Below are 13,222 nucleotides of genomic sequence, written 5' to 3'. Positions count from 1 at the left end.
AGGAGCACCAGCAGGACCTACAGGACCAGCGGGACCAGGAGCACCAGCAGGACCAGGAGCGCCATCTAATCCAGGAGTTCCAGGAGCACCAGCAGGACCTACAGGACCAGCGGGACCAGGAGCACCAGCAGGACCAGGAGCGCCATCTAATCCAGGAGTTCCAGGAGCACCAGCAGGACCTACGGGACCAGCGGGACCAGGAGCACCAGCGGGACCAGGAGCGCCATCTAATCCAGGAGTTCCAGGAACACCAGCAGGACCTACAGGACCAGCGGGGCCAGGAACACCAGCAGGACCAGGAGCACCATCTAATCCAGGAGTACCAGGAGCACCAGCGGGACCTACGGGACCAGCAGGACCAGGAGTACCAGGAGCGCCATCTAATCCAGGAGTTCCAGGAACACCAGCAGGACCTACAGGACCAGGAGCACCAGCAGGACCAGGAGCGCCATCTAATCCAGGAGTTCCAGGAGCACCAGCGGGACCAGGAGCACCAGCAGGACCAGGAGTTCCAGGAGCACCATCTAACCCAGGAGTACCAGGAACACCAGCGGGACCTACGGGACCAGCGGGACCAGGAGCACCAGCAGGACCAGGAGCACCATCTAATCCCGGAGTACCAGGAACACCAGCGGGACCTACAGGACCAGCGGGACCAGGAACCCCAGCAGGACCAGCAGGACCAGGAGCACCAGCAGGACCAGGAGCACCAGCGGGACCTACGGGACCAGCGGGACCAGCGGGACCAGCAGGACCTACAGGACCAGGAGTGCCAGCAGGACCAGGAGCCCCATCTAATCCAGGAGTTCCAGGAGCCCCAGCAGGACCTACAGGACCAGGAGCACCAGGAGCGCCAGCAGGACCAGGAGCGCCAGGAGTACCAGCAGGACCAGGAGCGCCAGGAGCACCAGGAGTACCAGGTATGAGTGGAATAGGAACTTCTACAAATTGATTAGAAGGAACTGGTGGTCCAGGGACTAATTCAAAACCTGGTACAGTTACTGGTTGTCCGGGTACAAGGGTGTCCAATTGAGTAGGGACTACTGGTTGTAAGACATCTGGAGGTTGAATTTGTGTGGCTGTTCTAAAAGAATCATTTTTTTCTAATAGTGCTAATACTCTATAAGTCTGAGCGTCTTCACCTACCGCCTTGACTTCTAGGTATTCTTTGCCAGCTATTTCTATATCTGATATTTGTAATTCATTAGCTCTCACCCCATCCAATAAGAATGGAATTTGTAACCCATCCAGATTATTATCTGCAAACGAAGTTACTACATCGCTTTCACTATCTTGATCTGGAATAAATAAATCTCTTAAATCTGAGCCTGCTAAAGTTTCAGAACCAGGCTGTATAAATTTAATTTCATCGGTAAATAATATCGGGATTTCATTGTTCGTTATGACCTCTAGACTGACATCCTGTAGTCCTATTTCTTCTTCATTGCTCAAAGCATCTTCAGAGAAGAATAAGACTAAGTTTTCCTCAGCCGAATTACCAAGTGGAAGAGGAACCGAAAGTGTGCTCGGTTCCTGAAAAAAGTTAGGAGAACCGTCCATTGGTTATTTTTCTCAATAATATAATTTCTCCCAAATTATAAGTGAGAATTTCACTTTTGAAAATAATAATTATATATTTTGGCTATAGATATACCAGGTACATCTAAGTAATTCTAAACTTATTGAATGGCCAAATATTTAGGTATTCCAAGGCTACATTTGTCTTGAAGTCAAAGGACTAAATAATTTATACTTAAGTTTGATTAAATAGATGCCATATTCAAAAAATTTACAACCCAACCCTTTTAAAACTATTATTCTTTGAGGATTTTATCAAAATCAACACATTAGATACCATTCCAGATTATAATTTTCTTATTCTCAATAATTTACTTATTACCTATATAAATTCCATGGGATACTGTGTACTTCAATATATGTAAAAGAAACTATTTCAAGAAACTTTTCAACATCTAAATAAAAAACCAAATAAATTAAGAGACGTTGATTATTTTCTAAAGTTCCCTAATGGCAAAATACACCACAAAATACTCAATATTCTCTTTTGAACTCTAACTCTGAATTTACATTCAATACAATATGACTAACTCAACAGACATTCTTACTTTGGCACGTTGGTTAGCAGCAGACTTTAGTAACCAACAACAGGCCTTTGAAAATCCTCCACTCTTTGCCCACATTCGAGTTTGTATGCGTCCACTTCCCTATGACCTCTTAAATGGACTCAGCCTCTATCTAGAGCAAGCTTATGATATTAACCTTAAGCAACCCTACCGAGTCCGAATACTAAAATTAGTCTCCGCAGCAGAGCATATTGATATTGAAAACTACGCCATAGATCGAGAAGAAGCATTTTACGGCGCTTCTCGCGATCCTCAACGTTTACAAGCATTAAAAACTGAACAAATAGAGAAACTACCTGGTTGTAACTTTATTACAAAATGGACTGGCCATAGCTTTAAAGGTGAAGTAGAACCAGGAAAATCTTGTACTGTAGTTCGTAAAGGCCAAACAACCTATTTAGATAGCCATTTTGAGATAGATGAAAATAAATTTATCAGCCATGATCGAGGGCGCAACCCCGAAACTGATGAGCATATCTGGGGAGCGATCGCTGGGCCTTTTGAATTTACTCGTTGGGCTAGCTTTGCCGACGAAGTTACACTATAAATGTTCTTAAATTTCAGAAAATTTACTATTTCAATTTTTCTCAAGAATTACAAAAAAACGTGCAGTTGAAAGCGAAGAGGCTTTAGCCCTTGGATGAAAACAAGTTGTGGGAATTTATTCCCAAGTATCCCAAAATGTGGGATACTAGCAATGAATATGAGTAGGAACAAGGTTTGTCCCATAGACTCTTTGCTAGTAGGGGTGAAACTCCCGCCAGTAAGAAACTAGTAGCACTGTTCTACCAAGACTAAGGCACAGGCAAGTAGGCAGCAGAGATAGGGATTTATGGCTCTGACTTGAGCAAAACCACTCTGAAAATAAAACTAAAAAAGTAAAGGCAATGTATGTGGCATTTTTGTCAGCATATCTGAGTCTGTAGGTGGTTTTTGACTGCCACCACTGGGAAGATTAAGTCCAGTGACAGCTAGTAGGTGTGACGAATCGTGTTTTTAAACCGATTTGGAACAACTCCTTAGAATCACCTGTACTTCAGTCGGGTGAGAAGTCAATAATCTTAAACAGATAGTAGGAATATAGTTCATCAGGGTATAAGAAATATTTATTGGTGGAATTTTTAGCTATATCGGCGAGAAGCCTCACGCCATATTTGAAAAATTCGCGACCAGATGAATAGTATTGTAAATCAATTGGATTCGATGTCTAATTGATTTACAATACTATTCTGGAGTTTTTCACCATTACCTAAAAATTTCTGTTATTCTAGCAAAAATCAAGCCTAAAACTTGGGTAATCAACTGGATGGGGACAATTTCTAACTATTTTAATTGTCAAAGCTGTTAGCGCAGCTCCTCCGCAGGAGGCAAATGCTGGACAGGAGACTATAGTTGTGAATCCTCAAAAACAGAGCCAAAATTGTTCAAATTGTGGTGAGGGGGTCCAAAAAAAATTACTAGAAAGAACTCATTATTGTGCCAATTGCTGTGTTATTATTGACCGCGATTTGTTTGCGGAGCATTCCGTAGGAAATGCAGCAATAATAAATATTAAAAATAGGGCGGTAGGGCATTCCGTTTTTAAAACTCGTGGAGTCCGACGGGGTACCGGGACTGAGAAACGAGAAGCCTACGCCATACCTTAAGGTTGGTGTGGTAGTATGTCACCTAGTTGCATTTGATTTAAACAAGAAATGCCATAAAGTTCCAATACCTGATACATTAAGCCAATATCAGTAAGCAAGATTCAAAGTAAGTTTATGAAAGTCCTGGTAATTGGTGGCGATGGCTACTGCGGTTGGGCAACCGCTCTTTATCTTTCCAATCAAGGTTATGAAGTAGGTATCCTAGACAGTATGGTTCGGCGACACTGGGATATGCAACTTCAAGTCGAAACCCTGACACCTATTGCCCCGATCCAACAACGTATTCAACGTTGGAAAGAGTTGACTGGCAAAAAAATTGACTTATATATAGGAGATATCACCAACTATAATTTCCTGAGTAAAACACTACGTCAGTTTGAACCGGAATCTATAGTCCACTTTGGTGAACAGCGTTCTGCTCCATTTTCTATGATTGACCGCGAACACGCTGTTATGACTCAGGTCAATAATGTAGTGGGGACGCTAAATATTCTTTATGCAATGAAAGAGGACTTCCCAGATTGTCACTTGGTGAAACTGGGAACTATGGGAGAATATGGTACACCTAATATAGATATTGAAGAGGGCTATATCACCATTGAACATAATGGGCGTAAAGATACTCTTCCTTATCCTAAACAACCAGGGTCTTTTTACCATCTAAGTAAAGTTCACGATAGTCATAATATTCACTTTGCCTGCAAAATATGGGGACTCCGCGCCACAGACCTCAATCAAGGAATTGTATACGGTGTTGCATTAACTGGCCTCCTAAGTGATGAGATAATCAAAGATGAACTCTTGATTAACCGTCTGGACTATGATGCAGTTTTTGGTACGGCTCTCAATAGATTTTGTATTCAAGCAGCTATTGGACACCCACTCACTGTGTATGGCAAGGGTGGACAAACTCGTGGCTTGTTAGATATTAGAGATACAGTCCGTTGCATGGAAATAGCGATCGCTAATCCTGCGGAGGCTGGAAAATTCCGAGTATTCAACCAATTTACTGAAATGTTCAGTGTTGGCGATTTGGCAATGATGGTCCAAAAAGCAGGTAAGGCTTTTAAAGATAAAGCAGGTAAAGATTTGAATTTAGCTCCAGATGATTTAGAGAATTTGGATAATGTAAAAATTAATTACCTCGAAAATCCTAGAGTGGAATTAGAGCAACATTATTTCAATGCCAAAAATACAAACCTCTTAGATCTTGGTTTGCAACCTCATTATCTGTCTGATTCTCTGTTAGATTCTCTGCTAAATTATGCTATTCAATACAAGCAACGTGTAGATAAAGATCATATTCTGCCGAAGGTATCTTGGCATCGATAAACTGTTGCTTGCTAGAGCTTAGAAGCATAGACTATCCAAGACTTATATCTACAAAATGTCTATGTTTTTACGCCATTAATTTGTGTTATTATCACTTATGTCTGCTAAGACTAGAGTATTTTAGCAACGGTTATAGAGTGTTTTGCACTCGACTTTTCATAAGGATGAAAACTCCAGAAGGAATCCTAAACTCAATGTGCTTGAGCGGAACATCACCCTTCTTTGTGAGTAGACTTATGGACGGGTGAGTGGGAAAATCGCTTTTAGTCACCGATGAAGAGCGTGTCTAGGATTGTCTAGATTTTTAGAAGGTGTCTATAAACATCATGGGGGTAATAGTAAAAACTGTTACCTCTTTTTGGTTAAATAATTTTAAAAAAGAAGCGGTCGCCAGTTATAAGTGTTAATGGTTTCGTTAATATGCAGCTAGCTACAGAAAACTATTTAACTCAAGTTAGTAATTGGCCTACTACTGGTAGGCATATTTTAGCACAATTTGATGAAAACTCTGTAGTTGTCTACCAAGCATATAGGCCAGAAATCGGTAATTTCGCAGCGTCAAAAGGTTATTTTGGTGGGGAGTTTAGCCTGAATAGAATGAGTTGGATTAAAACCAACTTTTTGTGGATGATGTATCGTTCTGGGTGGGGCAGCAAAACAGGACAAGAAATAATTCTGGCTGTGAGTATCAAACGCACAGCATTTGATGAAATTTTAACAAAAGGAGTACATTCAAAATTTATTCCAACTATCTATAAAACTCAAGAAGAATGGAAAGAAGTTGTGAAGCGATCGCCTGTAAGATTGCAATGGGACCCAGACCATAATCCCATGGGTCAAAAAGTGGAACGACGAGCAATTCAATTAGGACTACAGGGTGAAGCTCTACGAAATTATAGCCGAGATTGGATTGTGAAGATAGAAAATATTACAGAATTTGTACAACAGCAGCGTCTCTATAGACAACCTAGTAAATGGACTGACTTAATCACACCTAAAGAAAATGTTTATCCAGTTGAGAATTCTGAGATAATACATAAACTGGGATTACCGATTAGTGACTAAAATCAAGCTGAAAAATTAATATTCTGACCAAATATTTTCCAAACAATTTATGAGGATAGCCCTTTTTACCGAAACCTTTTTACCAAAAATAGATGGTATAGTTACACGTCTATGCCACACTGTTGAACATCTGCAACGTGCTGGCGACCAAGTGCTAATATTTTCCCCCGAGGGAGGACTAAAAGAATATCAAGGAGCAACAATTTGTGGCATTGAGGGTTTTCCTTTACCTCTCTATCCAGAATTAAAATTAGCAATACCAACTCCCACTATTGGCAAACAGCTAGAGCTATTTCAGCCAGATATAATTCATGTAGCTAATCCAGCAGTATTAGGTTTAGGTGGCTTGTACTATGGGAAAAAGCTGAATATACCACTTGTAGCATCCTATCATACCCACCTTCCTCAATACCTACATCATTATGGTTTAGGAATGCTGGAAGGGTTGCTTTGGGAGTTACTTAAATCAGGCCATAACCAAGCAGATTTAAATCTTTGTACCTCTACAGCGATGGTAGAAGAATTAAGCAGCCATGGTATTGAGCGAGTAGACCTTTGGCAGCGTGGAGTTGATACAGAATTATTTCAGCCTCACCATGCTAGTCAAGAAATGCGCGATCGCCTTAGTCAAGGAAACCCAGATAGTACAATACTACTATATGTTGGCCGTTTAGGTGCAGAAAAAGAGATTGACCGTATTAAACCAATTCTGGAGGCCATCCCCAATGCTTGTCTAGCTCTTGTAGGAGATGGACCTAACCGAGAATCCCTAGAACAACATTTTGCAGACACTCCCACACACTTTGTGGGCTATCTCCGGGGTCAAGAATTGGCCTCTGCCTATGCCTCTGCTGATGCTTTCGTCTTTCCCTCTCGCACTGAAACTTTAGGATTGGTACTTTTAGAAGCTATGGCCGCTGGCACTCCTGTAGTAGCAGCTAATTCTGGAGGAATTCCTGATATTGTTACAGATGGAATAAATGGTTATCTATTCGATCCTGCTGATGAAAAAGGAGCTATTAAAGCGACTCAAAATCTCTTAGCTCATTCAGAGGAACGAGAAACTCTACGTCAAAATGCTAGAACTGAAGCAGAACGTTGGGGATGGTCAGCAGCAACTCAGCAGTTAAGAAACTATTATCAAAAGGTTATCTCTGCCCGTTCGATACCATCAGCAGCATAATTTAGACTATTTGCAAAGATTGCTAATTCCATCTAAGTCAAAGGGTACTATAGATGGAAATTCTCCATGGCAGGGAAAAACTGGAATCTGTAGCAAGCAAAAGAAAATTTTGCTTGTGGAACCTCTAAAGAAAGTAAATTAAATACCAAAAATTTGATGATTGTTAGAGATTGTCAGAGAGGGTAAACTATTAGGCTTTACAACAAAATTTTACAGAATCTATGCTCTTACCTAAATAACACGGGAGGATGAAAGCCATCGTCTTTTAAGCGATGGATGAAAGGCGAGTCGTCGGATTTTAATCCGATGTATTTTATTATACTGAAAACCCAGGTTGAAGGCCCCCGTGTTTGAACCCAGGAGATGAAAACAAGGTAGCTGTTTGGACTAGACAACTAAAGTTTTCCTCTGTTACTATGATTGACAATAAGTTTTCGGTCCGCCCGTTTCCAATGTACTCTTGTCAGCAAGTTTTAGTAAATAAAAATTCTGAATTAATTGATATCTTAACATTCTTATGTGAACAGTCTCACAAGCTAACTAACATGGGAATATATTATGCCAGGCAACTATATTTTAAATCTCAAAAAGGCATTGGCAAGTATGATTTAGAAAAGGTATACAAAAAGAACAATCACTATAAAGTTCTATACTCTCAAGCAGCACAACAAATCTTAAGAACCGTAGCTGAATCATTTAGGTCTTACTATGGTCTTATAATTGCCTATAGTGAAGGAAAAATCTCAGATAGACCAAGGATTCCTAACTATAGAAAAAAAGGGGGAATGGCTACAGTTAGTTACCCCAAGCAAGCATTAAAACTCAAAGGTAATCAAATTAGAGTACCATTAGGCAATACCTGTAAACGCTGGTTTGGTTTGGATTGCTTTTTAATACCAATGCCTAGTATAAGAGCATTTTCTACTCTCAAAGAACTGAGAATATTACCGAGAAACAGATGTTTTTATTGGGAATTTATCTATGAAAAAGAAGTAGTAGTTAAACCTCAATTAAATCAAGACAATGTATTAGGAATAGACCATGGTTTAAATAATTGGTTGACCTGTGTATCGAATGTAGGAACAAGCTTAATTGTAGATGGTAAACATCTCAAATCAATAAATTGTTGGTATAACAAACAGATATCAACTATTAAAGAAAATAAACCTTTGGGATTTTGGTCAAATAGGCTAGCTGCTATTACAGAAAAGCGTAACCGTCAAATGCGTGACGGTATAAATAAAGCAGCTAGAGTAGTAATTAATCATTGTTTAAAACATTCTATTGGTACAATTGTTTTTGGTTGGAATCAAGGTCAGAAAAATCAAATAGAATTAGGAAAGAAAAGTAATTCAGAATTTGTACCAATTCCCACAGCTAGACTCAAAGAAAGAATAGCTCAGTTGTGCGATGAATATGGGATTAGATTTATAGAAACTGAAGAAAGCTATACAAGTATGGCTTCATTTTTAGATGGTGACTGTCTACCCATTTATGGTGAGAAACCCAATGATTGGAAACCATCAGGAAAAAGAACAAAGCGTGGTTTGTATAGAACAGGTAATAATTGCTTGGTTAATGCAGACTGTAATGGAGCTGCAAATATCATTAGGAAAGTAAGCAGAAAGCTTAGTTTAGACTTAAGCCAACTGTGTAGGGGCACTTTGACTTGTCCCCAGAGAGTGTATCTTTGGTCAGCTAAGAAGAAACGTAGCAACACGGATTTATCCTGTTGCGTAGTATCAACTTAGAATCCCCGTGACTTCAGTCCGGGAAGTAGTCAATAATCCACATCTAATATCTATGATTTAGATATGGACTGCGGGATATTAAATTCAAGCTTGTGTGATAATTAAGCAGAGTAATACTAATGATAGGATTTTGGTAATCATACTAAACTTTCATATTCTAAATACTTCTAATAGTCCTAACTTTTCTAGATTTTTGCGATACTATTGCAAGAAATATACTTAAATATAGTCTAGCCTAGTAACATAACATTTTTTTTTGTAAGTAAAAAACTTTATCTGCTTGGAAAAAATTAAACCCAGAGAAAATATACACTTAAGTTGGAGTAATTTAACTTTAAGATAAAGCACAACCCACTAAAACCAATCAAAGGTTGGAATAGTGGGGATTTAGCATTGAACATTGAAACTGGGGAAGTAGGTAGAGTTAATCCTCGCTCAAAATCAAATAGTTTTAATTTCACAGTGCCAGGACAAAAAGCAAAAAGTGTTCATGTAAGTAAATTAAAAGTTGTACATAAAAAAGACGGTTATACCTATACATTTTGTCCACAGTTGTCCATAAATGTCGAGGAAAATGCCGTCTAAAACTTAACAGTTCAAATGACATTCTCTAACGCTGCTGGTAGTATTCTGGCAACATTGACTCAAGTCGATCGTATGGGTCTACTGGCAACTCGCGTCAAGGATTTGCCAGTAGGAGAGTTTGTTTGTCTGCTAGACTTTATTACTGCTGAATTTCATCAATATCTACGAGCTATTGACTTAATTAATAATGAAGGTGTTGAAACTTTACTAGAACAATTATTAGATGCCTTTACTGTCAAAATTGGTCAAATCCTAAAAGCAGATCAAACGACTATTTTTTTAGTTAACCAAGAGAAAAAACAACTTTGGTACAAGACTATTCTCGAAAGTACAGGTAAGTCCCAAGAGTACCACTTACCAATCAATGTTGGTATTTTAGGCCATGTAGCCACAACGGGAGAAGCTCTAAATATTGCTGATGCCAAAATTCATCCACTCTTCAGCGAAGAAGTAGACCAACCTCCAGGCTATGATACTCGTACTATCCTCTGCATACCAGTTTTCAGTACCACCAACTCTAACAAACCAGTAGCAGTAGTACGACTACTTAATAAAGCGAATGATGTCCCTTTTAATCGAGAAGATGAGCAACTATTCCGCTCTTTAGGGGACTCAATGGGAATTATTATAGAAAGTTGTCAATCATTTTATGTAGCAGCTCGGAATCAGCGAGGGGTTTCAGCATTGTTGAAAGCTACCACAACTTTAGGTCAAAGTCTAGACTTAGAAACAACTTTAAGAGCTGTAATGGATCAAGCTTGTAATTTGATGCAAGCAGACCGTAGCACATTGTTTATATTTAGTAAAGAAACAAATGAACTTTGGACTAAGGTAGCAACAGCAGATGAAAAAAAAATGGTGGAAATTAGAATTCCTGCAAATCGAGGTATCGCTGGTTATGTTGCTTCTACTGGACAAACTCTGAATATTCCTGATGCTTATATAGACCCTCGTTTTGACCCTAGTACAGATCAAAAAACAGGTTATCAAACGAGAAATATTCTTTGTATGCCTGTATACAATGCTAAGGGTGAATTGATTGGGGTAACTCAGTTAATTAATAAAAATCAAGGTAGTTTTAATTCTTCAGATGAGCAATTTTTACTAGCTTTTAATGCTCAAGCAGGTATTGCCCTTCAGAATTCTCAACTTTTTGAAAATGTTTTAGTAGAAAAGCAATATCAGAAAGATATTCTACAAAGTTTGTCTGATGTTGTAATTTCTACAAATATGCAAGGCAGAATTGTGACTATCAATGGAGCAGCTTTAGAAATGTTAGGCTGTCCTCTTGAAAAAGAGATAAAAGGTAAAACAAGTAGACAATTGTGGGAAGAAAAACTGATTGATAGATATGTATGGGAAGTTATACCAATTGAAAATTTACAGTTCCGTTTAGAAGATAGTTTACAGCATGGAACTAGACAATATGTTCCAGAGCAAAATTTACGAGTAGGTTCTTTTATAAAATTTGAAGGTGAAGAAGAAGCAGCTTATATTTTAGCAGTTCCCGATCCAAAAAACCCTAATATTTTTCTTCCTTGGGGAGAACAAATACCAACAAATATACAGGCAAATTTAGTTCAAAATAGCCACATGGATTTTAGCAGATTAATAGATGTATTTGAACTAGATAGAGTTATAGAACGTAGTTTGAATCTAACAGTTAATCCCCTAACTAATCCTGAAGGTGGTGTGCGTGGAGGATTGGTAGTTCTTGAAGATATTAGTAAAGAAAAACGCATGAAAAATACCATGTATCGCTACATGACTCCGGAGGTTGCAGAACAAGTAATGGCTTTAGCTGAAGATGCTTTACTTGAAGGAGAACGTAAGGAAGTAACTATTTTATTTTCTGATATTCGAGGCTATACAAGTTTGACAGAGGACCTAGAAGCTTCTGAAGTAGTTAAACTTCTAAATCAATATTTTGAAACAATGGTAGAGGCAGTATTTAACCATAAAGGAACTTTAGATAAGTTTATGGGAGATGCTTTAATGGCTGTTTTTGGAGCACCATTACCTTTAGAAGATCATGCTTTAATGGCGGTTAAAACTGCTTTAGATATGCGTCATCGTCTCCGGGAATTTAATGAATCTTGTCCCGATAGGCCGCAATTTAAAATTGGTATTGGTATTAGTTCAGGAGAAGTAGTATCTGGTAATATTGGTTCTAAAAAACGAATGGATTATACAGTAATTGGTGATGGTGTAAATTTGAGTTCCCGTTTAGAATCAATTACTAAACATTATGGCTGCGATATTATTTTAAGTGAGTTTACTTATCAACTTTGTCACGATCATATTAGGGTCAGAGAATTGGATAAAGTCAAAGTTAAAGGTAAGCAAAAATCTGTAAGTATATATGAATTGATTGGTGCAAGTTCAGAAAGTATTGATCGGGAAACAGAACAGTTTTTAGAACTTTATTCTAGAGCTAGGAAAGCTTATATGGAAAGGAATTTTGCTTTGGCTGTTAGTTACTTTAAGAGTGCTAAAAAAATTCGACCTGATGATGAAGCTGTTGGTACACATATTCAACGATCGGTTAATCATATAACAAATCCACCACCACATGATTGGGATGGAAGTTATACCATGATAACTAAATAAAAGAGGGAATAGGGAATAGGGAATAGGGAATAGGGAATAGGGAACCCACCCCTCGCCCCTCCCAGGAGGGGAATAACTGATAATTTATGTACGATAATTGATTTTATTTTTTATTTTTGGAGATATTTAATAGTTAAAGTTAGATTAATTTTCGGATATCTCTATTGTTTTAAATTTGTCGGTCTAAAACATTTAGATGTATGATAAATTAAGTAATTATCTATATAAATTAAGTAGATAGACAAAATTATTTGTATACTTAATTACTTAGGTATATTTTCTGTTCAATTATTCTCTATACCCCCAAATACTGAATATGAAACTGACAATATTAGCAATCATAATGATTTTATCCCAACTTGGCTGGATAAATTCAGCAAAAGCAGCTAATCCAGCAGCGATTAGAAGACTATTAGAAACTAATGAATGTTCGGGATGTGACCTTAGTGAAGCTAATTTATATAATGCTAATTGTGCGACCTGAACTGGTCATTTGAACTGGGAAGCCCACTTCCCTATGGGTTCTTCATCCCATACCCTTGTAGAGTAATCCGTCATAAAGAACGGTAGGTCACACTATAGCTAGTAATAGTAATGGTGGTAAGCAGACCCTAAAAGTAGCCGAAAAGGATAGGAATAATCCTCTAGGAGCAAAAGGGAGTGATGGAAAGATGAACATAGTTCTAAGTTATTTATTAAACTGCGTTATTTATAGAAGAGCCAAATATTTCTGATAGGCTCTAACCAAAATGGTAAATGGGTAGATGTACAGAGTAGTTGGTTCTGTACATATGAAGACATCATCCCCCTCGCAGAAAAGATAACCATCTTAACCATCACAGAACTTCAAATGATACAACAGGAAAAACCCTACAGAGTTCAGTATGGTAGTCAATCTACTGATAG

Annotated in this window: 10 protein-coding genes; 9 read left to right on the top strand and 1 reads right to left on the bottom strand. The window is 38.5% G+C overall.

Going from position 1 to position 13,222, the window contains the following annotated elements; genetic code table 11:
• On the bottom strand, positions 1 to 1,560 hold a 1,560-nt coding region (locus F6K54_RS28035; protein WP_293085014.1), incomplete at its 3' end, for a collagen-like protein.
• A 540-nt stretch (positions 1,561 to 2,100) separates the two neighbouring features.
• Here F6K54_RS28035 and F6K54_RS28030 point away from each other — a divergent pair.
• The 9 genes from F6K54_RS28030 (at position 2,101) to F6K54_RS27990 (ending at position 12,800) form a co-directional block, all read left to right on the top strand.
• On the top strand, positions 2,101 to 2,691 hold the full coding sequence (locus F6K54_RS28030; RefSeq protein WP_293085011.1) for a chromophore lyase CpcT/CpeT: 591 nt from the start codon (positions 2,101 to 2,103) through the stop codon (positions 2,689 to 2,691).
• 778 nt (positions 2,692 to 3,469) lie between these two features.
• Complete coding sequence (locus F6K54_RS28025; RefSeq protein WP_375342009.1) at positions 3,470 to 3,790, top strand: zinc ribbon domain-containing protein; 321 nt, start codon at positions 3,470 to 3,472, stop codon at positions 3,788 to 3,790.
• A 114-nt stretch (positions 3,791 to 3,904) separates the two neighbouring features.
• Positions 3,905 to 5,122, top strand: coding sequence for an NAD-dependent epimerase/dehydratase family protein (locus F6K54_RS28020; RefSeq protein WP_293085005.1), 1,218 nt, complete (start codon positions 3,905 to 3,907; stop codon positions 5,120 to 5,122).
• A 420-nt stretch (positions 5,123 to 5,542) separates the two neighbouring features.
• A complete protein-coding gene (locus F6K54_RS28015; RefSeq protein WP_293085002.1) occupies positions 5,543 to 6,187 on the top strand; it encodes a DUF4291 domain-containing protein in 645 nt (214 codons plus the stop codon).
• Between the two features lie 49 nt (positions 6,188 to 6,236).
• Positions 6,237 to 7,370 carry a glycosyltransferase family 1 protein gene (locus tag F6K54_RS28010; RefSeq protein WP_293084999.1) on the top strand — a complete coding sequence of 378 codons (1,134 nt, stop codon included), beginning with the start codon at positions 6,237 to 6,239 and terminating at the stop codon, positions 7,368 to 7,370.
• Between the two features lie 452 nt (positions 7,371 to 7,822).
• Positions 7,823 to 9,121 carry a transposase gene (locus F6K54_RS28005; protein WP_293084996.1) on the top strand — a complete coding sequence of 433 codons (1,299 nt, stop codon included), beginning with the start codon at positions 7,823 to 7,825 and terminating at the stop codon, positions 9,119 to 9,121.
• A gap of 393 nt (positions 9,122 to 9,514) precedes the next feature.
• The gene (locus F6K54_RS28000; protein ID WP_293084993.1) at positions 9,515 to 9,706 is read left to right on the top strand and encodes a hypothetical protein; all 192 of its coding nucleotides are present in this window, start codon (positions 9,515 to 9,517) and stop codon (positions 9,704 to 9,706) included.
• Positions 9,707 to 9,721: 15 nt separating this feature from the next.
• Positions 9,722 to 12,316, top strand: a complete 2,595-nt coding sequence (locus tag F6K54_RS27995; RefSeq protein WP_293084990.1) for a GAF domain-containing protein — start codon at positions 9,722 to 9,724, stop codon at positions 12,314 to 12,316.
• 316 nt (positions 12,317 to 12,632) lie between these two features.
• Positions 12,633 to 12,800 (top strand): hypothetical protein, encoded by a 168-nt coding sequence (locus F6K54_RS27990; protein WP_293084988.1) that lies wholly within the window; start codon positions 12,633 to 12,635, stop codon positions 12,798 to 12,800.
• Positions 12,801 to 13,222: the final 422 nt, after the last annotated feature.

The sequence above is a fragment of the Okeania sp. SIO3B5 genome, from assembly GCF_010692555.1.
Classification (GTDB): Bacteria; Cyanobacteriota; Cyanobacteriia; order Cyanobacteriales; family Microcoleaceae; genus Okeania.
The sequence above is the reverse complement of the archived record's forward strand: the minus strand, read 5'-3'. Positions and strand labels throughout refer to the sequence as shown.